Below are 22,946 nucleotides of genomic sequence, written 5' to 3'. Positions count from 1 at the left end.
AAGTATATGTCAAACAGCTTCTTGCCGATTTTTTTCAGCTTTTCGATGGTGCTCAGCCCCTTTCGGTTATTTTACAACTTTTTCCATCGGCCTGTTACAGCAGAGGGCAGCCCGCAGGCTGCCCTCTCGCCTTTACCGTAACATGGCCGTTCTCGCCTTTGGTCGTTTCTGCTTATGCCTTTGCAACGATATCCTGCATTTCCTTGATCTCGTCGGCGGTGCAGATGCCCTCGGTGACACACTGGTCGTACACGGACTGCACAGCGGTCTGGAAGGCCTTCAGCTCATCGGCAGAGGGCTCGTAGACTTCGCAGCCATAGTCCACGATGGTCTGCTTTGCGGCGCTGGAGTTCTTGTCGATCAGCTCGTCGTTGTATTCGCCCATCTTGGTGGCGCACTCGGTAATGATATCACGGTACTCCTCGGGCAGGCCGTTCCACCATGCTGCGTTCACATAGAAGGGATCCGGATGGAACTGGTAGTTGACCTCGGTGAAGTACTTCTGCACTTCATAGAACTTCATGCCTTCCACGTTGACCCAGGGGTTCTCCTGACCGTCTGCAACGCCAGTCTTCAGGCCCATGTACAGGTCGGAGTACGGGATGGTGGTGGTGGTAGCGCCCATTGCCTGGAAGGTCATGTCAATGGTCTTCATGCCGTTGGTGCGCATCTTCAGGCCCTTCAGGTCTGCAGGAGCCTTGATGGCATGCTTGGAGTTGGAGAACTGGCGGTAGCCGCCTGCATCGCACAGGTTGATGATGACGGTGCCGGTCTCGCCCTCGGCCTCAGCGCACACTTTCTGTGCCAGGTCGCTCTGCAGCAGAGCCGTGACCTGTGCACGGGTGTTGGTCAGGAAGGGCAGGGTGAACATCAGCAGACGGGGGCTGAAGTCGAACTGACCGCCGCGCATGCCCTGCACGGTGCCGGCCACGACCTGCTCCAGCATCTCCTTCTCGGTGCCCAGCTGGCCGTTGCCGTAAACTTCGATCTTCACATGGCCGTTGGTGGCCTCTGCCACATCGGCGGCAAACTGCTCCATGGAAACAAAGCGGGGGTTGCCCTCGGGCTGTGCATGACCCACGGTCATGGTGAAATCGCCCAGAGATGCAAACTTGTCCTCACCGGCTGCTGCAGCACTTGCTGCAGTGCTGGTGGATGCTGCACCGGAAGCAGCCGGAGTGGATGCACCGGAACCGCCGCAGGCTGCCAGAGCACCTGCAGCTGCCATTGCACCAGATACCTTCAGGAAATTGCGACGAGAGATCTTTTTCATAATCTTCCTCCTTGTTTCAGGGACGCCGTTTTGCCTCATACGTCAGCAAAGTTTTTGGTATGCCCCTGTATACAGCATTTTCATTGCACGCTAATCGTAACAGAAAATTCACATTCGCACAAGAGCCAAACTTCACCAACTTCGTAAAGTTTCTTTGTGCATAACTAACAATCTTATCCGTTTCTCGTGGAAACTGTTACAATTCGATGACACAATTCCGTTCATTTTCATCTGATATATCAATTTTCGTCAAAAATGATAAATTTCGGAGCTTTTCCTATACTTGTATACAGGCTATTGTATACTTCATCCTCATACGTTGACAATCTCTTTTGGGCAGGCTAAAATAGAAATATCTTATCATCAACTGTGTAAATGGAGTGTGAGCACATGGCTGAACAGCTGCATCCGGAGGACATCTACCAGACGTTGGAACATGATATCGTTACGCTGAAGATCAAGCCCGGAGAGACCATCAGCGAAAATCAGCTGTGCAAGCGGTTCGGCATTTCGCGCACGCCGGTGCGCGCTGCCCTGCAGCGGCTGGAACAGAACGGCTTTGTGCAGATCATTCCCTGCAAGGGCACCATCGTCACCCCCATCAATCTGGATATCGTGGATCAGATCGCTTACCAGCGCACAGCCGTCGAAAGCATGGTGCTGCGCGATTTCATTCAGGTTTGTTCGCCCAAAGAGTACATCGAGATCAAGCACAAGTACGACCTGCTGGAGGAAATGGCCCAGACCATGACCGACCCGGAGAATGTGGATATCAACGCCTTCCTCATGCTGGACCTGGAAATGCACGCCATCTGGTTTTGCAGCATGAACAAGTGGTACATCTGGCAGAGCCTGACCAAGCCGCAGCCGGACTATTCCCGCTTCACCCGTCTGGATGTGGTGCGGGCCAACAATGTGCCGGATGTGCTCAGCGAGCACCGGGAGATCCTGCGCGTGATCCGGGAAAAGGATGTGGACGCCATTGAACCGCTGATCCGGCATCACCTGTACGGCGGCCTGCGCCGCATGGGCACCCAGCTGTATGCGGAGAAATACAAATCGTATTTTACCGGCATCTGAACCAAAAAAACAGGCGCATCCGCCAGCCTTTCGGCCTTTGGATGCGCCTGTTTCGTTTTTTGTATGATTTACTGCTTGTGGTACTTGCGGTCCTCTTCCTCGTAAACGGGGTCACAGGTCAGGTACATTCCCAGCCGGTTCAGGGTGCTGGTGTCCACACCCGAGAGCAGCACAGTGGAGTGCACATCGCAGCCCTTGAGGTTCGGCAGCTGGTGCATGGCCGCTGCGGCCTGCTCGTTGTCGGCTGCAGAGCTGGACAGGGCAATGAGGATCTCATCGGTGTGCAGGCGGGGATTCTTGCCGCCCAGATAGTTGGTCTTGAGGGTCTGGATGGGCTCAATGGAAGCCGCACTCACAAGGTCGGTCTCCTGCGGGATACCGGCCAGCACCTTGAGGGCGTTCATCAGGGCAGATGCAGCCGCACCCAGCAGGGGGCCGGTCTTGCCGGTGACAACGGTACCGTCCGGCAGCTCAATGGCGGCAGCGGGGGCCCCGCCGGTGCTCTCGCTGCGGGCATGAGCCTGCTTTTCCACTTCGCGCTGGCCCACGGTCAGGTCGGCCTGATTCATCAGCAGTTCCAGCTTGTAGCGCTCGGTCTCCTTGACCGTGCCGGTGATCTTCTGCTCACACAGGCACTTGAAGTAGCGGCGCAGGATCTCCTTGCGGGAGGCTTCGCGGCAGACCGCATCGTCCACGATGCAGTTGCCTGCCATGTTGACGCCCATATCCGTGGGGCTCTTGTAGGGGCTCTTGCCCGCGATGAGCTCGAACATGGCGTTCACCACCGGGAAGATCTCAATGTCGCGGTTGTAGTTGACGGTGGTCACGCCGTAGGCTTCCAGATGGAACGGGTCGATCATGTTCACATCGTTCAGGTCGGCCGTGGCGGCCTCGTAGGCCAGATTCACCGGGTGCTTGAGGGGAATGTTCCAGATGGGGAAGGTCTCGAACTTGGCGTAACCGGCCTTCACGCCGCGCTTGTACTCGTGGTACAGCTGGGAAAGGCAGGTCGCCATTTTTCCGCTGCCGGGGCCGGGGGCCGTGATGACCACCAGCGGGCGCTGAGTCTCGATGTAATCGTTCTTGCCGTAGCCCTCGTCGCTGACGATGCGGGCCACATCGTTGGGGTAGCCGGGAATTTTGTAGTGGCGGAAGGTGCGGATGCCCAGACCGTTCAGCCGCTTTTCAAAGGCCTCCACCTCCGGTGCGGCGGCGTACTTGGTCACGCACACGCTGCCCACATACAGGCCCACCTCCTGAAACGCGTCGATCAGGCGCAGCACGTCCAAATCGTAGGTGATGCCGTAGTCGCCGCGGATCTTGTTGCTGATGATGTCCTCGGCGCTGATAACGATGACCACCTCGGCCTGATCCTTCAGCTGAAGCAGCATCTGCAGTTTGGAATCGGGCTGAAAACCCGGCAGCACGCGGGATGCATGGTAATCATCGAACAGCTTGCCGCCGAATTCCAGATAGAGCTTGTTGTCGAACTTCTTGATGCGCTCACGGATGTGCTCCGACTGCATCGAAAGATATTTATCGTTGTCAAATCCAATTTTCATCGTTCGTTTCCTTTTCCTCTTTGCTGTGCCCGGCACACCGCACCGGAACTTTTCCATAACAGAAACAGTATACCACACTCAAAAACCGGGTGCAATCCAAAAGGAGGCCCTTGCGGCTTTTTCCAGCAAATGCGGCGTTTCGCCTTATTCTTTGCCCTGTTTTTTGTGAAAATGGTTCTTGCCGCCTTTTTGACAACGGGTGTATAATGGAGCTGTTCGGCAAACGTCTTTGAAAACAGAGAGGAAGTCTATCATGAACTCTGTCGAGGATTATACATACCGTTATCTTGAGACCGACGATCTCGATCAGTATAACGCCCTGCTGCGCTATACCTTTCAGGTGACCGAGGAAGAGCTTACCGCCACCGGCTGGAAGGACGACGAGATCAAGCAGTCCAAGTTTCCTGTGCTGGAACGCGCCGATGTGCTGGGCTGCTTTGACGGCAAAAACCTCGTCTCGCAGTTCGCGGTCTACCCGCTGAAAATGAACATCTACGACACGGTATATCACGTAGGCTTTGTGACCAGCGTGTGTACCTACCCGGAGTACACCGGCAACGGCATCATGAAGCGGCTGATGATCCAGGGACTGACCCAGATGCACAAGGAGGGCAAGAGCTTCGCTCTGCTCTACCCCTACTCCATCCCGCTGTACCATCACCTTGGGTGGGAGATCATCTCCAACAAGATCTCCTTCAACATCAAGGACCGGCAGATCCCCACAAAGGTCTCCGCGCCCGGCTATGTGCGGCGCGTCGCATGGGACAACACCGAATTCCACGAGCTGCACTCGCACTTTGCTTCCATCACGCACGGGTGCCTGTTCCGTAACGCGCTGGCATGGGAAGAATACTGGCGCTGGGATGAGGACGACACCAACGTTGCCGTCTACTATAATGTAAAGGACAAGCCCTGCGGCTACATGGTGTACCTCATCAAGAACGACATCATGCACATCAAGGAAATGATCTACCTGAACCGCGAGGCCCAGAAGGGCCTGTGGGAGTATATCCACGCCCACGATTCCATGATCGATGAGGTGCACGGCAATACCTATTTCAGTGAGCCCATCGCCTTTGAAATGGACGACGGCGACATCAAGGAGGCCATCCGCCCCTATGCCATGGGCCGTATCGTGGATGTGGCCGGCTTTCTGGAGGATTACCCCTGCGACCCGGACGGCGGCGAGCTGTGCATCGAGCTGGAGATCGCGGACACTCTTCTGCCCTGGAACGACCGCACCTTCCGCATCCGATTTGCAGACGGCGGCTGCAAGCTGACCAATGCCCCCGCCGAATACCACCTGAAAATGGGCATCGGCACCCTTTCCACCCTGCTGCTGGGCTACAAGACCGCAGAACGCCTGTTTGAGCTGGAACGCATCGAGGGCCGGGAGGAAGCTGTGGAACGGCTGGACGATGTGCTGTTCCATAAGATCCCGTACATTTCGGACTATATCTGATTCTAAAATTATCTGTAGTTTTGCAGGACAGCAGGAAGTTTCTCCAGCGAATGACTGGGAAGTGGGGCCATGCCACCGCAGGTGGTGGGGCGGAACCGTGGGTTCCGGGCTGTTCGCGGAGAAAGCTTCCTGCCGTCCTGCCGGGCAACCGGATACAGCAAGCCCCCGGGTCTCCCCGGGGGCTTGCTGCGGCTTTATGAAGTATCTCGAATATGGAGGAAATGTCGTTTATTCTGCGTCGGTACGGTTTTTCTTGAGCAGGCTCAGGATCACGGCACCCAGCACGCTGCCCACGGCCAGTGCCACACAGTACAGCACTGCGTGGTCAACCACAGGGAACACGAAGATGCCGCCGTGCGGTGCACGCAGAGCGCAGCCGAAGGTCATGGAGAGCGCACCGGCCACCGCTGCACCGGCCACGCAGCTGGGCAGGACGCGCAGGGGTCCGCTGCTGCATAAGGATCGCGCCCTCGGTAACGAAGCACAGGCCCATGACGTAGTTCACGATGCCGTTGCGGCGCTCGTCGGCCGTCCACTTCTTGGGGCAGAAGGTGGTGGACAGGGCGATGGCGATGGGAGGGACCATGCCGCCCACCATGACAGCGGCCATCACCTCATAGTTGCCGGAGGCAAGGGCTGCCGTGCCAAAGACGTAAGCTGCCTTGTTGAAGGGGCCGCCCATATCAATGCTCATCATACCGGCTACGATGGCACCCAGCAGCACCTTGGAGGTACCGCCCATGGCGTTCAGGCAATCGGTCATGGCAGTGTTGATCATGCCCATGATCGGGTTGATGCCGCACATCACCGCGCCGAGGATGAGCATACCGCCCAGCGGATAGATGAGCATGGGGCGGATGCCGTTCAGGCTGGCAGGCAGCTTTTCGGTGATCTTTTTCAGCAGCTCAACGATGTAGCCTGCAGCAAAACCGGCCAGCAGCGCCGCAAGGAAGCCGCCGGAAACACCGGTGGTCTCACCCGCTGCAATGCCTGCAAAGTTGGTGCCGTTCATGGCCAGCACACCGCCCACAAAGCCGACTGCCAGACCCGGACGGTCTGCAATGGACATGGCAATGAAGGCCGACAGAATGGGCAGCATATAACCGAAGGCTGCGCTGCCCACCGTCTTAAAGAAGGCAGCGACCGGGGTGTTCATGCCAAAGTTGGAGGGATCGATGGTGTAATCGTCCAGCAGGAACGCCAGTGCGATCATGATGCCGCCGCCCACCACGAAGGGCAGCATGTGGGAGACACCGTTCATCAGGTTCTTGTACAGGGTGCGGCCAAAGCTGTCCTTGCCGGAAGCATCCTCGGCGGCCTGTGCGCCGCCCTCGGCGTGGTAAACAGGCACCTCGCCGTGCACGATCTTCTTGATGAGCTCCTCCGGCTTGTGGATGCCATCGTCCACCCGGGTGAACAGCACCGGCTTGCCGTCGAAGCGGGCGGTCTCCACCTTCTTTTCTGCCGCCACGATGATGCCGTCGCAGTTTGCGATCTCTTCTCTGGTGAGGATGTTCTTGGCACCATCCGATCCATTGGTCTCCACCTTGGTGGGCAGGCCCAGCTTGTCGCCGGCCTTGGTCAGGGCTTCCGCTGCCATATAGGTGTGGGCAATGCCGTTGACACAGGCGGTCACGGCCAGAATGCGGTAGCCGTTCTGGGGGATCTCCTGCTGGGTGAAGCTCTCCGCACCGAACTGAGCCTCTTCCTGTGCATCGATGCAGTCAAGGAACTCTGCCGGGGTCTTTGCGGCCTTCAGCTTTTCTACAAAGTCCTCGTTCATCAGCATCTGCATCATACGGGCCAGCATGTCCACATGCAGGCTTCCGTTTTCCGGAGCTGCAATGGCAAACAGCAGGTCGGTGGTGCCGTCGTCCTCGGCATTGTACTGCACCGGGCTGCTCAGCCGCAGCGCCGCCAGACTGGGCCGGGTGACTACATTGGTCTTGGCGTGGGGCACCGTGATGCCGTTGTCCACATAGGTGGAGCCCTCCGCCTCACGGGCATAAAGGGCCTTTTTGTAGGCTTCCTTGTCCGTGATGTTGCCATGGGTGGCCTGCAGCTCCACCAGACGGCTGATGATCTGCTCCTGATCGGTCAGAGCCTCATCCAGTGCGATGGACTGCGCGGTGAATAATTCCGTAATACGCATGATTTTTCTCCCTTCCTGTATAACTGCAGCCCTCTCCGTCACAGAGGGTCAGATTTCCTTCATCAGTTCGTCGATTTTTTCTTTGGTAGCAAGACCCAGACTGAACGCCGTGGCGCTGCCGCAGGCGGTGCCCAGACGCAGTGCAAAGGAATAGCTCCGGGTCTGCATCCAGCCAGCCACAAAGCCGGCCACCATGCTGTCACCTGCGCCCACGCTGTTTACAACCTTGCCCTTGGGGCAGCCGATGCGGTGTACCTGTCCCTGCTCGTCCACCAGCAGAGCACCGTCCCCCGCCATGCTCACCAGCACGTTGCGGGCGCCCTTTTCCTGCAGGGTGCGGGCCGCAGCAATGATCTCTTCCTCTGTTTTCAGCACCTTGCCCACGATCTCGCCCAGCTCGTGATTGTTGGGTTTGATGAGGAAGGGGTGATACTGCAGAACATTCACCAGCAGGTCGCGGGTGGCATCCACCACCGCGCGCACGCCCCTGCCCTGCAGCCGGGCCAGCAGCCGCTCGTAGGTATCCTGCGGCAGACTCTTGGGAATGCTGCCCGCCAGAATGAGGATATCATCCTCGTTCAGGCTGTCCAGTTTCTTTTCCAGCTCCTGCATGGCGCTCTCCGGGATGTCGGGGCCCGCCCCGTTCAGCTCGGTCTCCTGCCCGGCTTTGATCTTTACATTGATGCGGGTCATGCCCTGCTCCAGATGCACAAAGTCGGTCTTCATGCCCTGTGCCGCAAGGCCCCGCTCCAGCCATGCACCGGTCTCGCCCGCCACAAAGCCCAGTGCCACGTTCCCGCAGCCCAGCTGTGCCAGCACGCCGGACACGTTGATGCCCTTGCCGCCCAGCACGCAGTCCTCACCGGCTGCGCGGTTCACCTCGCCTACTTCCAGCGGTGCTTCCAAGCGCACCACATAATCGATGGCCGGATTGAATGTAACTGTGTAGATCATACTTCCGTCTCCTTTACCAGTGTGAACTGTTTGTATTTCGGATTGGGGCAGCGGTTGGTGAGGATGGCACCGCCCTGCAGGTCGGCGATGACCGCCGGGTAGATGCGGGCAAACTTGGCGTCATCCACAAGGAACCATGTTTCCTGTGCCCGGTGCGCCGCTGCCGCCTTGACGGCGGCTTCTTCCGGGTCCGGGGTGGTAAAGCCTGCTTCCAGCGCCACACCGTTGGCGCCCATGAAGGCCTTGGTGAAATTGTATTGCTGGATAATGCTCACGGTAGGCGCACCCACAATGGCCTCGGTCTGGGGCCGCAGCAGTCCTCCGGGCAGATACACCCGACAGCCCTTCTGGGCCAGCGCCCGGGCGTGGGCCACGCCGTTGGTCAGATAGCTGGCCTTGAGGGCATCCCCGGTCAGGGCCCGCACCAGCTCCAGCGTGGTGGAACCGGCATCGATGAACACAAAATCGTTCGCGTTGATGAGCTGCGCCGCAGCCTGTGCGATGCTGCGCTTCTGCTCCACCGCCAGCGTTTCCTTTGCTTCCATGGTGGGTTCGTCTGCCAGAAAGCGGCTGTCCGGCAGCGTGGCACCGCCATGCACCTTGTTCAGCTTGCCCTGCCGATTCAGCTCGGTCAGGTCGCGGCGGATGGTGGATTCGCTGGTGTTCAGCGCCTCACACAGCTCCTGCACCGTGACGGTGCGTTTGCGGTCCAGCTGTTCCATGATCAGGCTGAAGCGTTCTTCTGCCAGCATCTGCATCCTCTCCTTGGGCTTTATTTTTGTTTGACGGTTTGTGACCGTTTATGCATTGTTTTGGTTGATTGTATCTTTATTATAGCAAATATAGTGCCAAAATCAATCATTTTCAGTCGCTTTCGTTCATTTTCGTTCACAAAAAATTGTCTTGAAATTTGTGCAGGGAGCACAAAAGCTGGGATACAAGCATTCTGTGCAAACAAAAAAGCCGCCGTGCGTACCAATCGCACAGCGGCCGGAGAGAAGGTCTGGTTCAGGAAAGGCTTACTCGGCAGCCCAGTAGAAATCATCGCCGGGCATTGCGCCGCCCACCGCCTTGGGGTCGGCGTCAAACAGCACCTGCAGATAAGCGGATGCGTTGGTCTTGAGCTCGTCGCCGGTCAGGCATACGATGTTGCACTCGGGCAGAGCCTTCTTGGCGATCGCAGCCTTGGCCACAACGCCCTGCTCCTCGCACAAAGCAGCGGTGCCGTCCAGATCGGTATTGGCAGCTTCCACGCTCTTGGCGTAGTCGGTCAGGAATGCAGCCACCACGTCCGGGTGTTCCTCGGCATACTCCTTGCGCACCACGGTCACGCCCGTGATGAGCTGGGTATCGGCCACCTTGTTCCACTCCTCGGTCAGGTCCAGTGCCACACGCAGGGTGTCGTCCTGCAGGCCTGCTGCAGTCACATAGGGCTGGGGCAGGACGGCAATGGCATCCTCGGTATTGGTCATCTGAGCCGTGACCTCGGTGGCCTCGCTGTAGTATTCAATGGTCACGTCCTTGTCCGGGTCAATGCCGTTCTGGGTCAGCAGGTAGCGCAGCACATACTCGGGCGTGGTGCCCTTGCCGGTGGACAGGATGGTACGGCCTGCAAGGTCTGCCATGGACTGGACCGTATCGCCGCCCTTTTCCACTACGTACAGCACGCCAAGCGTGTTGACGGCAACAGCCTGAATGCCGCCCTCCGTCTTCTGATACAGAGTCGCAGCCAGATTTGCCGGGATGGCAGCCATGTCCAGCTCGCCCTTCATCAGCAGGGGCACGATCTCATCGGCAGCACCGTAGAGCTGCAGATCGTAGTCCATGGAAGCGGTTCCGTCCTCTTCCATGCTCAGCAGGTTCACCAGACCCATGGTTGTGGGGCCCTTCAGGCCGGCGATGCGCAGAGCATCGGTGGTGGACAGTTCCTTGGCTTCCTCGCTGGAAGCCGCTTCGGAGATGGCTTCGCCAGAGGCAGCGCTGGAAGCAGTGGTGCCGGATGCTGCGCCGCCGCAGGCGGCAAGGCTCAGCGCAAGGGCCAGAGCCAGCAGCACAGATGTCAGTTTTTTCATGCGGAGTTCCCTCTTTTCCTCATCAGACGGCACGATTCCTGTGCCGCAAAAACTTTGCACAGAATCATCGGACTGTCTTTTTATATTTTTTACAAAGCAAATTTGCAAAATCATTTGCTTTGCGGGTCTAAGTTTACTATAATAGAATCAAAAATACCGTTGCGTGTGCAACGGAATTGCAGGAGGGCTGTGGAGACCCCAGGTCTTTCCCACAAATTTGCGATGAAAAACTATCTTTCGCTGTTATGCTCCACCTCATTATTCAATGGTCTGACCGCCGAAGAGCTGCAGACCCTGCTGAGCCAGCTGGGCGCCGTGGTGCGCAGCTACGGCAAGGGCGAGGCCCTTGTGCTGGCGGGCGAACCCAGCCGTCGGGTAGGCATTGTGTTGAACGGCGAGCTGGAAGCCTACCGTCCCGGGCCGCAGGGCACCCGTATCCCCATCACCCACATGGAGCCGGGCGGGGTGTTCGGCGATGTGCTGGGCGGTTCCAGCCGGACCAGCCCGGTCACGGTTGTGGCATCGGTGCCCTGCGAGGTGCTGCTCATCCCCTACGAGCAGCTTCTGCTGTCGGACGGCAGCCCGGCGCATCAGCTGGCGCTGCGCAATCTGGTGCGCACCATCAGCGATAAATATTTTTCCCTCTCCCGCCGGGTAGACCTGCTGGTACTCAAGAGCCTGCGGGCCAAGGTGTGCGCCTATCTGCTGAGCGAGAGCGAACGGGCCGGAAGCCTGACCTTCAGCATCCCGTTCTCCCGCATCCAGCTGGCAGATTACCTGAACTGTGACCGCAGCGCCCTCAGCCGTGAGCTGAGCCAGATGCAGCGGGACGGCCTGCTGGATACCTACAAGAGCAGCTTCAAACTGCTGAAACCCGAGGTGTTGAAGCAGATGGTGCAGTGACCATTTGAATAGCCGCCGCGGGCGCTTTGGCTGTATTCAGCGGAATTTTTATTTTTATATTTGAGTTTTAGAAAAATCTGCGGATTTTTCTAAAGCTCTTTTTCACTGGAAGGCCGTAACCGTCAGCGGCATTATCTTGTTATTTTTAAGGAGTATTTTTAAATATGTCAAAACCGATTTTATGGATCGTGATCCCCTGCTACAACGAAGAGCAGGTGCTGCCCATCACAGCACCCATGTTTCTGGAAAAGATCCATTCTCTGGCCGCACAGGGCCTTGTGAGCGAGAAGAGCCGGGTGCTGTTCGTGAACGACGGCTCCAAAGACAAGACATGGGAGCTGATCCAGAGTTTTGCTGCGCAGGATGAGCACTACATCGGCATCGCCCAGAGCCGCAACCGCGGCCACCAGAACGCCGTGCTGGCCGGTCTGATGGAGGCGCTGCACAGCGGCACCTGCGATATTACCATTTCCATCGACTGCGATGGTCAGGATGACATCAACGCCATGGACGAGATGGTAAAAAAGTATCTGGACGGTGCCGAGGTGGTCTATGGTGTGCGCAGCCGCCGCGATACGGACACCTTCTTCAAGCGGTTCACCGCCGAGGGTTTTTACCATGTGATGAACGCTCTGGGTGCGGACATCGTGTTCAACCACGCAGACTACCGCCTCATCAGCACCCGTGTGCTGGAAAGCTTTGCCGACTACAGAGAAGTGAACATTTTCCTGCGCGGTATGGTGCCTCTGGTGGGCTTCCGGAGCGATGTTGTCACCTACGAGCGCCATGAGCGCCTTGCCGGTGAGAGCCACTACCCCCTGAGCAAGATGCTGGCGCTGGCCTTTGACGGCATCACCAGCCTTTCCAACAAGCCCATCCGCATCATTACCGGGGCGGGCATCGCCGTGAGCCTGGTCGGCTTTATCGGGGTCATCTGGGCCATCGTGTGCGCCGCCATGGGCAGCAGCGTGGCCGGCTGGGCCTCCATCGTGTGCATCGTCTGCTTCATGAGCGGCGTGCAGCTGGTGTGTCTGGGCGTCATCGGCGAATATATCGGTAAGATCTATATGGAGACCAAGGCCCGTCCGCGCTACATCATCAGCGAGCGCACCTGGGCCCCCTACGAAAGGAAGTATCACGGATGAGCAAACAGAGCTGGCGCGGCAGCACCCTGCTGAACCCGGAACCGCCGGTACTGGTGTCCTGCGGCGGGCTGGAAAAGCCCAATCTCATCACCATCGGCTGGACGGGCACCATCTGCACCCAGCCCAGCATGGTATCCATCAGCGTTCGGCCGGAACGCTACAGCCACCACCTCATTCAGGAAAGCGGACAGTTTGCCATCAATCTGCCCACCGAAGCGCTGGTGCGTTCGGTGGACTGGTGCGGCGTGAAAAGCGGCCGTGACGTGGACAAGTTTGCCGCCTGCGGCCTGCACGCCGCCCCCGGCACCGTGCTGACCGACTGCCCCATTCTGGAAGAAAGCCCGGTGAACCTTGAGTGCAGGGTGACCCAGGTGATCCCGCTGGGCAGCCACGATCTGTTCCTTGCCGAAGTGGTGGCCTGTGATGTGGACGAAAGCCTGCTGGACGAAAGCGGCAAGCTGTGTCTCGAAAAGGCAAAACTCATCGTCTACAGCCACGGTGACTATCTGGCTCTGGGCCGGAAGCTGGGCACCTTTGGCTACAGCGTGCGCAAGAAAAAGCCGGTAAGGCGTAAAAAATAATTTACATTTCATTGCTTGACTTTTGCCCAAAACTGCATATACTAAAGATAGGCAATGTAGAGAGATTGAATCCATCGGGTTCATGCCGAAACACGAAGCCCCCGGTAGTGTCAGTACCGGGGGCTTCTTTTAGTGTTTGCTGCCCTTGCCGATCTTACCGTCGATCCATGTGCACAGATAGTAGGCAACTACCTGCGCGGCAACGGTTTGAATAAATGTAGAGAGAGTTTCCAAGGGGTTCACCTCCTTTCCGCGGTTAGGGGAATGGAGAAGGGCCGCAGGAACAGTATAGCACAAAAACCGGTATCGCGCAATTTTGACGCAATACCGGTTTTCTTTTGCATTTATTCGTGCTTTACGCGCTGGATCTCGCCCAGATCATAGGGGGTGTTCTGGTAGACATAGTAGTTCAGCCAGTTCTCATACAGCAGGTGGGCGTGGGCACGCCAGCGGAACAGCGGCGGCTTTGTGGGATCATCGTCCGGGTAGTAATTCACCGGCACGTGGATGGGCAGGCCCTTGTCCACATCGCGGCGGTACTCCGAATCCAGCGTGTATTTGTCGTACTCCGGGTGGCCGGTGACAAAGATCTGCCGTCCGTTCTCGGTGCTCATGAGGAAGGGCCCGGCCACATCGCTCTCGGCAAGGATGCGCAGAGCCTTGCAGTTGTCCACATCCTCGCGGCTGATGCCGGTGTGGCGGCTGTGGGGCGCATAGAACACCTCGTCAAAGCCGCGCACCAGCGGGTTTGACGGGCGGACGACCCGGTGCTCGAACACGCCGAACATCTTTTCCGGCAGCAGCTGCTTGTGCACGCCGTAGTGGTAGTACAGGCCCGCCTGCGCGCCCCAGCACACATGCAGGGTGGAGTAGACATTCGTCTCGCTGAAGTCCATGATCTCGCACAGTTCCTGCCAGTAATCCACCTGCTCAAAGTCCATGGTCTCCACCGGTGCACCGGTGATGATCATGCCATCGTAGCGGTTGTTTTTTACCTCGTCAAAGTTCTTATAGAACGATTCGAGGTGTGCCGCCGAAACATGGGTCGCCGCATGGCTGGCCGTCTGCAGCAGGGTCATGTGCACCTGCAGCGGGGTATTTGCCAGCAGACGGGCGATCTGGGTCTCGGTGGTGATCTTGGTGGGCATCAGATTCAGGATCAGGATCTCCAGCGGCCGGATGTGCTGGGCGAGGGCGCGCTCGCGGTGCATGACAAAGACGTTCTCCTTGTACAGGGCATCGTAAGCAGGCAGAGTCTTGGGAATGATCAGCGGCATAGTGTCGTACTCCTAACGATTTAGAATAGCCTCCGCTGACGCTCTGGCTATCTTCAGCGGAATTTATTTTTGTACTTTGTACTCCAGAAAAGCCCGCGGGCTTTTCTGGAGTACCTTTTTATGGAGAGGGGCCCAAACCGGCAGATACATAAAGCTCACCCTTTGGGGGAGCTGCTGAACGAAGTGAAGCTGAGAGGGCGAACCCGTTTGCCTTTTAGATCTTATCCAGCGCCTGTGCGATATCCGCAATGAGATCCTCGCTGCTTTCCAGACCGCAGCTCATGCGCACCAGCTCTGCGGGCACACCGGCAGCCTTCAGCTGCTCATCGTTCATCTGGCGGTGGGTGCTGGATGCAGGGTTCAGGCAGCAGGTACGGGCATCGGCCACATGGGTCTCGATGGCTGCCAGCTTCAGATTCTTCATAAAGATGCTTGCAGCCTCACGACCGCCGGCCAGACCAAAGCTGACCACGCCGCAGCTGCCATTCGGCAGATACTTCTCCGCCAGTGCATGGTACGGGCTGGACTCCAGACCGCAGTAGTTCACGTAGGCCACCTTGGGATGGCTCTCAAGGAACTCTGCCACGGCCATGCCGTTGGCGCAGTGGCGCTGCATCCGGACATGCAGGCTTTCCAGACCGAGGTTCAGCATGTAGGCGTTCATGGGCGACTGCATGGAGCCAAAATCACGCATCAGCTGTGCGGTCGCCTTGGTGATAAAGGCCCCCTCTTTGCCGAAGCGCTCGGCGTAGGTAATGCCGTGGTAGCTGTCATCCGGGGTACACAGGCCGGGGAACTTGTCGGCGTGGGCCATCCAATCGAACTTGCCGCCGTCCACGATGGCACCGCCCAGCACTGCGCCGTGGCCGTCCATGTACTTGGTGGTGGAGTGGGTGACGATGTCCGCGCCCCACTCAAAGGGGCGGCAGTTGACTGGCGTGGGAAAGGTGTTGTCCACGATCAGCGGCACACCGTGGGCGTGAGCAGCCTTGGCAAACTTCTCGATGTCCAGCACGGTCAGGGCCGGGTTTGCGATGGTCTCGCCGAACACCACCTTGGTGTTGGGCCGGAATGCGGCGTTCAGCTCTTCCTCGGTGCACAGCGGATCCACGAAGGTGGCTTCAATGCCCATCTTTTTCATGGTGACCGAGATCAGGTTGAAGGTACCGCCGTAAATGGTGCTGGATGCCACGATATGGTCGCCTGCTTCGCAGAGGTTGAACAGGGCAAAGAAGTTTGCAGCCTGACCGCTGCTGGTCAGCATTGCGGCCGTGCCGCCTTCCAGCTCACAGATCTTTTTGGCCACAAGGTCGCAGGTGGGGTTCTGCAGACGGGAATAGAAATAGCCGTCGGCTTCCAGATCGAACAGCTTGCCCATGTCCTCACTGGTGGCGTACTTAAAGGTGGTGGACTGGATAATGGGAATCTGGCGGGGTTCGCCATTGCCGGGGGTATAACCGCCCTGCACACAGATGGTATCACGATTCATACTACATACTCCTTTACTGGGTTTGTCTGTATAACACAATTCCCCGCAGGAGTGCAGCAGCCTCCGGCGGGGAATTGAAACGTTAAATTTTACTTCCCGTCGGGGGCGAAATGAGGAGAGAACTCCTTCCGTCAAAGCCTGTCGGCTTTGCCACCTCCCTCAAAGAGGGAGGCTTTGGCAATGCCGAAAAGTTTTTTCTTCGCCAGAGGCTCCCTCTCCGAGGGAGCTGGCGCACGAAGTGCGACTGAAGGAGTTACTTCCGCAGCCTCTTATCGCTTCTGGTGGCCCATGCGGTGCCCACCGTCTGGAACACCTGAACCATCAGCACCAGCAGCACGACGCAGACGATCATGATGTTGGTCTGATAGCGGTAATAGCCGTAGGACAAAGCGATCTTGCCCAGACCGCCGCCGCCGATGACGCCGGACATGGCCGAGTAGCCCAGAATGGTGGTCAGGGCGGTGGTCATGCTGGAGATCAGGCCCGGCAGGCACTCCGGGATCATCACCTTGGTAATGATCTGGAAGGGGGTCGCGCCCATGCTCTGGGCGGCTTCCACCACGCCTTCGTCCAGCTCGCGCAGGCTGGTCTCCACCAGACGCGCCACGAACGGGAAGGCTGCCACCACCAGCGGAACAATGGTGGCGGTGGTGCCCACCGTGGTGCCCACAATGGCACGGGTGAGCGGGAACACGCAGATCATCAAGATCAGGAACGGCACACTGCGCAGGATGTTGATGATGATGTTCAGGGTATGCATCAGCCAGCCGGGCAGCGGCAGGACGCCGTCCTTATCACCCGCTACCAGCAGCACACCCAGCGGCAGGCCCAGCACCAGCGCAAACGCGGTGGAAAGGACCGTTACGTAAAAGGTCTCCCAGATGGCAAAGCCGTAATCTGCAATACTCATTCGCCGGTCACCTCCTCTACCGTAATGCCGGGCTGGGCGCGCATATAGGCCGCAGCCTGCTTTGCCTGCTCCACATCAGCGGGCAGCTTGAGCAGCATGGAGCCGTAGCACTGACCGCTCAGGTCGCGGGTATCGGCGCTGAGCACCGACACCAGAATGCCTTTTTCTGCAGCAAGGCTTGCCACCAGCGGCTTTGCCGTAGACGAACCGTTGAAGGTGACACGCACCACATGGTCGTCCGGTGCAAAGCTGGAAAGATCCGCGCAGCGCTGCCGCCGTTGGGGGCCACCAGACGCCTTGCTGCGGGCGTCTTGGGGTTCGAGAAGATCTCCTGCACGGAGCCCTCCTCCACCACGACGCCGCCATCCAGAATGGCAACGTGATCGCAGATCTCTTCCACAACGCTCATCTGATGGGTGATGACCACCACCGTGATGCCCAGCTTCTTGTTGATGTCCTTGATCAGGGTCAGGATGGCATGGGTGGTGTTGGGGTCCAGCGCACTGGTAGCCTCGTCGCACAGCAGGACCTTGGGGTCCGTTGCCAGTGCGCGGGCAATGGCAATGCGCTGCTTCTGACCGCCGGACAGCTGTGCCGGGTAGGCGTTGGCCTTATCGGGCAGGCCCACCACCTCCAGCAGCTCTCTGGCGCGCTTTTCGGCATCTGCCTTCTTTACACCGGCCAGCTCCATGGGGAAGCAGATGTTCTTCAGGCAGCTGCGCTGCATCAGCAGGTTGAACTGCTGGAAGATCATGGTGATCTCACGGCGGCGCTCACGCAGCTGGGCCGGGTTCAGGGTCTCCATCGCGGTGCCGTCAATGACAACGCTGCCCTCGGTGGGGCGCTCCAGCAGATTGATGCAGCGCACCAGCGTGGATTTGCCCGCACCGGACATGCCAATGATGCCGTAAATCGAACCATCCGGAATGGTGAGGTTGATGTCCTTCAGCGCATTCACTGCGCCGTCCTTCATCTGGAAGGTCTTGGAAAGATGTTTGATCTCGATCACAGAAATTGCTCCTTGTATGGAAGCCCTCTCAGTCACGGCTTACGCCGTGCCAGCTCTCCCGAAGGGCGAGCTTTTTGCTTCTGACGGAAAGGGATTCCTTCTGATGAGAAGTGATATTTTACTGTACCAGCTCATAAAGCTCCCCCATCGGGGGAGCTGCCGAACGAAGTGAGGCTGAGAGGGTTTGCTTAGCCCTGGATCGGTGCCAGGCTGTCCTGCTTGCCGCCGTAGATGCCCATGGGCTCCACATGGATGCCGGCAACGGTCACCAGATGGGTGCCCTTTTCCTCGTTGAAGTTGTCCAGATACGGCTGATGCTGGAAGTAGTTGGTGTCGCACTGGCCGTCCTCAACGATGGTGTTGGGGATCACATAGTCATCGTACTCCTGAATGTCCAGAGTGATGCCCTTGGCAGCCAGAATGTCCTTGCAGACCTCCAGCACCTCGCAGTGGGGAGCCGGGGTAGCAGCGCAGCTGACGGTCTCGCCGTTCAGTGCATCGTAGTCGATGGAAGAGTCGTAGCCGTCGGTGGGGTTCTCCACAACAGAGACCACAGCTCCCTTGTAGTTTTCATCCATGAAGTCCTTGACCTGCTGGCTCTGCAGAGCAGCCACCAGAGCCTTGATCTTGGGCTCGTTCTCGTTGCCCTCCTTGCAGACCAGCACGTTGACGTAATCAGAAGAGCCGTCCTCCATTGCCAGAGCGTCGGTCATGGGGTCCAGACCAGCAGGAATTGCGTAGTTGGAGTTGATAACGGCGTAGTCCTCATCCTGCAGGACGTTGGGCACCTGAGCGGCCTCCACCTCATCGACGGTGACATTCAGGGGGTTCTCCTCGATGTCGTTCTTGGTAGCGGTCAGGCCGGCGTCTGCCTTCAGCTTAAAGAAGCCGTTCTTCTCCAGCAGAGTCAGAGCACGTGCCTCGTTGGTGGTATCGTTGGGCACAGCCACCTTCACCTTATCCAGCTTTGCTGCAGTGGAAGCAGCTGCAGAAGAAGCAGTGCCGGAAGCAGCGGAAGATGCGGTGGAAGAAGAGCCGCCGCATGCGGTCAGGGCAGCTGCAGCAGCTGCGACGCCAGAAACCTTCAGAAAATCACGACGAGTAATCATAGTTTTGTTCCCTCTCTATTGCTTAATAAAATGTACTGCGGCCCGCACGGCACAGTTCCGCACGCGGCCTGTGAACGCAAGCATGAAAAAAGCTCCCGTCCTTGACTTTGCGCCATAACGCTCAGCAAGGACGGGAGCATAACATACTTCCGTGGTACCACCTTGGTTTACCGTACCCTCACGGGCACAGCCTCGATGCTGCGGCAGCAATGCTGCTTACAGCCGGACGCTGTAACGGGCGCTCCCGTTGCAGACTTAGCACTCATGCGCCTCGCCCGCACGGCTCCGAGACCATTTTCAGCTTCCTGTTTCCCGCCCTTTTCCATCGCCCGGGCTTTCTGGTAAGGATCAATGCGAAGGCCTACTCTTCTCTTCACAGCCATTTTTGTGATATTGCATTTATAATAACCCCATCTGCCGGATTTGTCAACAGGCAAAACGAAGTTTTTCGGTAGGGAATTGCGATTTTTATCCCCTGATTGCGAAGTCTGCCGCTCTATGATATACTTGTCTTGCCGCTTCGGCGGTGTTAAGGTGTTGTCTGCAAGTGCAGGTGGTCTGGCTTCCTCCGGCAAGCGTCGGGGGACGTAAAAAGCTTGTTGTTTTTGATTCCCCCGTCCGCAAACGCGAAAGGGGGGATGCCTCATGGAATGGAATGACGTACTGACACTGCTCACCGCCATTGGCGGTGCGGTCTACATGACGTTTCAGATCACATGGACGATCTTCAAAGAGATCCATAACAATAAGAAATGACCGCCCACAGTCTTCCAAACGCTGAGCGGTCATTCTTATTGACTAGCCAGAGGGAGCTGACCATTGCGGACAGCACCTTTTTTCTGTTTTTAGTATAGTTTATTTCAGATAGAATGTCAAGCCTGTGCATTTTCCTCTTGTGCGCCAGCCACGGACATGGTAGAATAAGACGACATTCATCACAAGGGAGGTGCAGCAATGACCGGCAGAGAGGTCTTTCCGGACGAGGAGCTGCGCCGCCGCATCATGGATTTTATCATGGCGGCGGGGCAGACACTGCTGGAAAACGGTGCCGAGGTGTTCCGGGTGGAGCAGACCATGGAGATCATGGCCCGGTCGTTCCATCTGCGGGAGTTCCACGTTTATGTGCTGACCAACGGCATCTTTGCCAGTGCGGGCACCGCCGAGATCAGCGAGGTGCGCAATGTGCCCAGCCGCACCACCCATCTGAGCCGGGTGGCGGCAGTGAACGCCCTCTCCCGCGAGATCGCCGAGGGCAATATGACTCTGGACGAGGCCGAGAGCCGCCTTGTGCTGGCACGGCGCATTCCCTTCCCCAAGGACTGGGTGCAGCTGGTCTCCGGCATGTGCGGCGCGTTCTGCTTTGCGCTGATCTTCGGCGGCACGCTGCGCAGCGCATTGGCGGCGGCACTGGCAGGCTTTCTTGCCAACGGGTATCTGCTGCTGTGCGGCCGGCACGACCTGCCCGGCGGCTTTTGCAAGATCAGCTGTGCGGCGCTCATCACGCTGACGTGCATTCTGGGCTGCAGCCTGCTGGGCACCTCTGCCAGCCACGCTATCATTGGTTCACTGATGATCCTGACGCCGGGCATCGCGTTCACCATGGGCATCCGGGATTTCGTGCAAGGCGACTACCTTTCCGGCACCATCCGTATGATCGATGCACTGCTCATTGCGGCCAGCATTGCCATTGGCACCGGCCTTGTGCTGAGCCTTTATACATTCTTTACGGGGGTGGTGGTCGCATGATGCTCACCAGTACACAGATCGGAGAGCTGGCGGCGCAGTTCTTCATTGCAGGGGTCGGCACCCTGTGCTTTGCCGTCCTGTTTGCGTGCCCCCGCAAAAGCCTGTTCTTCTGCGGGCTGGTGGGTGCCGTGGGCTGGTTCGTCTACGAGCTGGCCGTAATGCTGGGGGCAGACAGTGCCGCGGCCTCCCTGCTGGCGGTGAAATCCCCTCACCCTGCTCACCCGGGTGTTCGCCATCACCCTCAAAATGCCGGTGACGGTGTTCCTGCTGTCCGGCATTTTCCCGCTGGTGCCCGGCGCGGGCATCTACTACACCGCCTACTATTTTATACAGGGCAACAATGCGCTGGCCCTTTCCAACGGCATCAGCACCTTTAAGGTAGCCGTTGCGCTGGCCATCGGCATCAGTCTGGTGCTCAGCGTGCCCATTCCAAAGCGGCATCGGAACAAAGTGTGATGTTTACGGATACAGCATATCTGCTACAAAATAAAAACACATCGGCATCCTGCAAAAAAAAAGCAGAAACCCGGAACCCTTCTGAGCCATTCAGGCCCCGAAAAGGTTCCGGGTTTTGTGCATGATCGATTCAGGGAGCTGTTTTACGGCAGCTCTCTTTTTCATACTGCTTTATGAGCGATTCAGTTCTTCGCCTCAACGTAAACGGTTGCAACGCCATCTTTAATGATACCGTTCTGGGTCATACCACCGAACAGTTCAGTAGCATTCAGAACTTTATACTTGCCGTTCTCATTCGCCAGACTATCCAGCTGCTTCTGAGTGAGGGCCGTTGCATTCTCATCAACCTCCAGCTCATAGAACATAAAGTCCGTGCCGCCCTTGATCTCGCTGGTGCCAGTAGTATACTTGATCGTAACCTTCTTCGTAGGCTTTGCAGCTGCCTTCTTGTACATCTTAATGACGACAACGCCATCGGCGGGGATCTTCTTGTCCTCAGTGCTGTCGAACTCATAATCCTTCAGATCGGCAGGCACATTTTCCTTAATGGTCGCAAAAGTCACGGTATCAGCCAGAGCAGGAACTTCAATGGGCACTTCCTTGACGATGCTTCCGCCCTTGGTCACCATGTACTTCAGCGTGATCGGACGCTTTTTGCCCGTATCGGGCGTGCTCTGATCGGAGCAGCCAGCCAGAACACCGGCAGCAGCAACAGCCAGAGCGGCGACACCTGCGCCCTTGAGGAACTTACGACGAGAAATGTTAGACATAAGAATCAACCTCACAATCTTTTCTGCACGCCCCGATCACTTTTTTGTGGAGCCTGCTTTTCCTATATAATACCCCCCCCGGTAACCGTTTGTCAAGTGATTTTTGGCATCTTTTGCCGCCGGACGCAGAAAAAAGACGGCAGTCTTGTGACTACCGTCTTTTCGTTTCTATTCTTCTGCTGCGCTTAATGTTAGAACTCAGACAGCTTGACCTGAGCGACCGGAGTCTTGCCCGTCCAGTCGATTTCAATTTCCTCCGGTGCCTTCTCAGCGCTGTAGCCCGAGTTCTGGCACACAGAACCCAGCTTCGTCAACTGCTCTTTCTTGATGGTTTTCTGACCCTTCACAACGCTGATGGTCTCGTCATACTCACCTTCCTTGCCAATCGTATCATAACGGCTGAGCAGCGTGTTCAGCTTGGTATACTTTACAGTAACATCCACCATTTCCGGAGCACTGGAACCACAGCCAGTCAGCATACCGGCAGCAGCTACAGCCAGAGCAGCCATGCCTGCGCCCTTGATGAAATTGCGGCGAGAAATCTTAAACATCGTTCTATCCTCCTGATTTTTCTGCTATTTGTACTTTTCCATAGCGAAACAGACTAACCAAGAATGTCGCGGTTAGTTCGTTTTAACTAACAGTAAGATACCATACTGTTTTTTGATTGTCAAGATTTTCACAGCAAGTTAATCCATCACAACTTTTCAAGCGTATCTGTGTTATTTTTATTCATCCTCAGCATGTCCCGTTTTCATCTCTCGTCTGCTCATGTTCCCCTTTTGCCGCATGCATCAGGCCTGCCGTCACAAAGCCCACATTGATCCCCACCAAAAAAAGCACAAGCCCAACCACCAGTTTCATGGTTTCTTCCTCCTTCTTTGTTTTTCACAGTTTACCACGTTCTATTTGTCAGATGGGATCAAAGCCTGTCGTGCGCCGCAAATTTTTCTGCCCGGGCGCACGGTTTTTCAGCTGCAGTGTTGCACAGCCCTG

At 57.3% G+C, this 22,946-nt stretch carries 19 protein-coding genes and 3 pseudogenes; 8 read left to right on the top strand and 14 right to left on the bottom strand.

The window, feature by feature from the left end:
* Positions 1-172: 172 nt before the first annotated feature.
* The gene (locus ACKXF7_RS07280; RefSeq protein ID WP_339395731.1) at positions 173-1,273 is read right to left on the bottom strand and encodes a TRAP transporter substrate-binding protein; all 1,101 of its coding nucleotides are present in this window, start codon (positions 1,271-1,273) and stop codon (positions 173-175) included.
* Between the two features lie 390 nt (positions 1,274-1,663).
* Here ACKXF7_RS07280 and ACKXF7_RS07275 point away from each other — a divergent pair, with 390 nt between their 5' ends.
* Entirely contained in the window at positions 1,664-2,353 is a 690-nt protein-coding gene (locus tag ACKXF7_RS07275; protein WP_249237224.1) for a GntR family transcriptional regulator, read from the top strand.
* Between the two features lie 68 nt (positions 2,354-2,421).
* Here ACKXF7_RS07275 and ACKXF7_RS07270 read toward each other — a convergent pair whose 3' ends face one another.
* Positions 2,422-3,915, bottom strand: a complete 1,494-nt coding sequence (locus ACKXF7_RS07270; protein WP_423742568.1) for a DUF1846 domain-containing protein — start codon at positions 3,913-3,915, stop codon at positions 2,422-2,424.
* Positions 3,916-4,168: 253 nt separating this feature from the next.
* Between ACKXF7_RS07270 and ACKXF7_RS07265 the strand changes: the two genes are divergently transcribed.
* Positions 4,169-5,377 carry a GNAT family N-acetyltransferase gene (locus tag ACKXF7_RS07265; RefSeq protein ID WP_423742567.1) on the top strand — a complete coding sequence of 403 codons (1,209 nt, stop codon included), beginning with the start codon at positions 4,169-4,171 and terminating at the stop codon, positions 5,375-5,377.
* A 228-nt stretch (positions 5,378-5,605) separates the two neighbouring features.
* Here ACKXF7_RS07265 and ACKXF7_RS07260 read toward each other — a convergent pair.
* From ACKXF7_RS07260 to ACKXF7_RS07245, 4 genes and pseudogenes are all read right to left on the bottom strand, one after another.
* Positions 5,606-7,529 (bottom strand): annotated as a pseudogene (locus tag ACKXF7_RS07260) (PTS fructose transporter subunit IIABC).
* A 48-nt stretch (positions 7,530-7,577) separates the two neighbouring features.
* On the bottom strand, positions 7,578-8,483 hold the full coding sequence (gene pfkB, locus ACKXF7_RS07255) for a 1-phosphofructokinase (protein WP_348585028.1): 906 nt from the start codon (positions 8,481-8,483) through the stop codon (positions 7,578-7,580).
* Positions 8,480-9,235 carry a DeoR/GlpR family DNA-binding transcription regulator gene (locus ACKXF7_RS07250; RefSeq protein ID WP_423742565.1) on the bottom strand — a complete coding sequence of 252 codons (756 nt, stop codon included), beginning with the start codon at positions 9,233-9,235 and terminating at the stop codon, positions 8,480-8,482. Before ACKXF7_RS07250 ends, pfkB begins: the two co-directional genes overlap by 4 nt.
* Positions 9,236-9,502: 267 nt before the next feature.
* Positions 9,503-10,555, bottom strand: coding sequence for an ABC transporter substrate-binding protein (locus ACKXF7_RS07245; RefSeq protein ID WP_423742564.1), 1,053 nt, complete (start codon positions 10,553-10,555; stop codon positions 9,503-9,505).
* Between the two features lie 189 nt (positions 10,556-10,744).
* Here ACKXF7_RS07245 and ACKXF7_RS07240 point away from each other — a divergent pair, with 189 nt between their 5' ends.
* The 3 genes from ACKXF7_RS07240 to ACKXF7_RS07230 all read left to right on the top strand — a co-directional run bounded on the left by ACKXF7_RS07240 (position 10,745) and on the right by ACKXF7_RS07230 (position 13,184).
* A complete protein-coding gene (locus ACKXF7_RS07240; protein ID WP_423742563.1) occupies positions 10,745-11,458 on the top strand; it encodes a Crp/Fnr family transcriptional regulator in 714 nt (237 codons plus the stop codon).
* A gap of 164 nt (positions 11,459-11,622) precedes the next feature.
* Complete coding sequence (locus ACKXF7_RS07235; protein ID WP_423742562.1) at positions 11,623-12,603, top strand: glycosyltransferase family 2 protein; 981 nt, start codon at positions 11,623-11,625, stop codon at positions 12,601-12,603.
* The gene (locus ACKXF7_RS07230) at positions 12,600-13,184 is read left to right on the top strand and encodes a flavin reductase family protein (protein WP_423742561.1); all 585 of its coding nucleotides are present in this window, start codon (positions 12,600-12,602) and stop codon (positions 13,182-13,184) included. Before ACKXF7_RS07235 ends, ACKXF7_RS07230 begins: the two co-directional genes overlap by 4 nt.
* A gap of 344 nt (positions 13,185-13,528) precedes the next feature.
* On the opposite strand, the gene metA is transcribed toward ACKXF7_RS07230, so the two are convergent.
* From metA to ACKXF7_RS07205, 5 genes and pseudogenes are all read right to left on the bottom strand, one after another.
* Entirely contained in the window at positions 13,529-14,461 is a 933-nt protein-coding gene (metA, locus tag ACKXF7_RS07225; RefSeq protein ID WP_423742560.1) for a homoserine O-acetyltransferase MetA, read from the bottom strand.
* A gap of 214 nt (positions 14,462-14,675) precedes the next feature.
* The gene (locus ACKXF7_RS07220; RefSeq protein ID WP_249237235.1) at positions 14,676-15,950 is read right to left on the bottom strand and encodes an O-acetylhomoserine aminocarboxypropyltransferase/cysteine synthase family protein; all 1,275 of its coding nucleotides are present in this window, start codon (positions 15,948-15,950) and stop codon (positions 14,676-14,678) included.
* A 253-nt stretch (positions 15,951-16,203) separates the two neighbouring features.
* Positions 16,204-16,860 (bottom strand): methionine ABC transporter permease, encoded by a 657-nt coding sequence (locus tag ACKXF7_RS07215; RefSeq protein ID WP_249237236.1) that lies wholly within the window; start codon positions 16,858-16,860, stop codon positions 16,204-16,206.
* Positions 16,857-17,869, bottom strand: a pseudogene (locus tag ACKXF7_RS07210) (methionine ABC transporter ATP-binding protein). Before ACKXF7_RS07210 ends, ACKXF7_RS07215 begins: the two are co-directional and overlap by 4 nt.
* Positions 17,870-18,057: 188 nt before the next feature.
* On the bottom strand, positions 18,058-18,978 hold the full coding sequence (locus ACKXF7_RS07205; RefSeq protein ID WP_249237238.1) for a MetQ/NlpA family ABC transporter substrate-binding protein: 921 nt from the start codon (positions 18,976-18,978) through the stop codon (positions 18,058-18,060).
* Between the two features lie 954 nt (positions 18,979-19,932).
* On the opposite strand from ACKXF7_RS07205, the gene ACKXF7_RS07200 reads away from it, so the two are divergent.
* The 3 genes and pseudogenes from ACKXF7_RS07200 (at position 19,933) to ACKXF7_RS07190 (ending at position 21,180) form a co-directional block, all read left to right on the top strand.
* Positions 19,933-20,724, top strand: a complete 792-nt coding sequence (locus tag ACKXF7_RS07200) for a threonine/serine exporter family protein (RefSeq protein ID WP_339395741.1) — start codon at positions 19,933-19,935, stop codon at positions 20,722-20,724.
* Positions 20,721-20,861 (top strand): annotated as a pseudogene (locus ACKXF7_RS07195) (threonine/serine exporter family protein); the annotation flags it as partial. The gene ACKXF7_RS07200 and the pseudogene ACKXF7_RS07195, both read left to right, overlap by 4 nt.
* Positions 20,862-20,949: 88 nt before the next feature.
* The gene (locus ACKXF7_RS07190) at positions 20,950-21,180 is read left to right on the top strand and encodes a threonine/serine exporter family protein (protein WP_423742559.1); all 231 of its coding nucleotides are present in this window, start codon (positions 20,950-20,952) and stop codon (positions 21,178-21,180) included.
* A 182-nt stretch (positions 21,181-21,362) separates the two neighbouring features.
* Here the strand turns inward: ACKXF7_RS07190 and ACKXF7_RS07185 are convergent, their stop codons facing one another.
* From ACKXF7_RS07185 to ACKXF7_RS07175, 3 genes are all read right to left on the bottom strand, one after another.
* Positions 21,363-21,950: a twin-arginine translocation signal domain-containing protein gene (locus ACKXF7_RS07185; protein ID WP_423742558.1), complete on the bottom strand. Its 588-nt coding sequence runs from the start codon at positions 21,948-21,950 to the stop codon at positions 21,363-21,365.
* 191 nt (positions 21,951-22,141) lie between these two features.
* Complete coding sequence (locus ACKXF7_RS07180) at positions 22,142-22,501, bottom strand: twin-arginine translocation signal domain-containing protein (protein WP_423742557.1); 360 nt, start codon at positions 22,499-22,501, stop codon at positions 22,142-22,144.
* Positions 22,502-22,688: 187 nt separating this feature from the next.
* Complete coding sequence (locus ACKXF7_RS07175; RefSeq protein ID WP_423742556.1) at positions 22,689-22,814, bottom strand: hypothetical protein; 126 nt, start codon at positions 22,812-22,814, stop codon at positions 22,689-22,691.
* Positions 22,815-22,946 lie beyond the last annotated feature (132 nt).

The sequence above is a fragment of the Faecalibacterium sp. 7 genome (assembly GCF_049562865.1).
GTDB lineage: Bacteria > Bacillota > Clostridia > Oscillospirales > Ruminococcaceae > Faecalibacterium > Faecalibacterium wellingii.
The sequence above is the reverse complement of the archived record's forward strand: the minus strand, read 5'-3'. Positions and strand labels throughout refer to the sequence as shown.

Excerpts from the sequence above, each read along its gene's own strand:
- ACKXF7_RS07280 (WP_339395731.1), bottom strand. The coding sequence starts at position 1,273 with ATGAAAAAGATCTCTCGTCGCAATTTCCTGAAGGTATCTGGTGCAATG.
- ACKXF7_RS07275 (WP_249237224.1), top strand. The coding sequence starts at position 1,664 with ATGGCTGAACAGCTGCATCCGGAGGACATCTACCAGACGTTGGAACAT.
- ACKXF7_RS07270 (WP_423742568.1), bottom strand. The coding sequence starts at position 3,915 with ATGAAAATTGGATTTGACAACGATAAATATCTTTCGATGCAGTCGGAG.
- ACKXF7_RS07265 (WP_423742567.1), top strand. The coding sequence starts at position 4,169 with ATGAACTCTGTCGAGGATTATACATACCGTTATCTTGAGACCGACGAT.
- pfkB (WP_348585028.1), bottom strand. The coding sequence starts at position 8,483 with ATGATCTACACAGTTACATTCAATCCGGCCATCGATTATGTGGTGCGC.
- ACKXF7_RS07250 (WP_423742565.1), bottom strand. The coding sequence starts at position 9,235 with ATGCTGGCAGAAGAACGCTTCAGCCTGATCATGGAACAGCTGGACCGC.
- ACKXF7_RS07245 (WP_423742564.1), bottom strand. The coding sequence starts at position 10,555 with ATGAAAAAACTGACATCTGTGCTGCTGGCTCTGGCCCTTGCGCTGAGC.
- ACKXF7_RS07235 (WP_423742562.1), top strand. The coding sequence starts at position 11,623 with ATGTCAAAACCGATTTTATGGATCGTGATCCCCTGCTACAACGAAGAG.
- ACKXF7_RS07230 (WP_423742561.1), top strand. The coding sequence starts at position 12,600 with ATGAGCAAACAGAGCTGGCGCGGCAGCACCCTGCTGAACCCGGAACCG.
- metA (WP_423742560.1), bottom strand. The coding sequence starts at position 14,461 with ATGCCGCTGATCATTCCCAAGACTCTGCCTGCTTACGATGCCCTGTAC.
- ACKXF7_RS07220 (WP_249237235.1), bottom strand. The coding sequence starts at position 15,950 with ATGAATCGTGATACCATCTGTGTGCAGGGCGGTTATACCCCCGGCAAT.
- ACKXF7_RS07215 (WP_249237236.1), bottom strand. The coding sequence starts at position 16,860 with ATGAGTATTGCAGATTACGGCTTTGCCATCTGGGAGACCTTTTACGTA.
- ACKXF7_RS07205 (WP_249237238.1), bottom strand. The coding sequence starts at position 18,978 with ATGATTACTCGTCGTGATTTTCTGAAGGTTTCTGGCGTCGCAGCTGCT.
- ACKXF7_RS07200 (WP_339395741.1), top strand. The coding sequence starts at position 19,933 with ATGACCGGCAGAGAGGTCTTTCCGGACGAGGAGCTGCGCCGCCGCATC.
- ACKXF7_RS07185 (WP_423742558.1), bottom strand. The coding sequence starts at position 21,950 with ATGTCTAACATTTCTCGTCGTAAGTTCCTCAAGGGCGCAGGTGTCGCC.
- ACKXF7_RS07180 (WP_423742557.1), bottom strand. The coding sequence starts at position 22,501 with ATGTTTAAGATTTCTCGCCGCAATTTCATCAAGGGCGCAGGCATGGCT.
- ACKXF7_RS07175 (WP_423742556.1), bottom strand. The coding sequence starts at position 22,814 with ATGAAACTGGTGGTTGGGCTTGTGCTTTTTTTGGTGGGGATCAATGTG.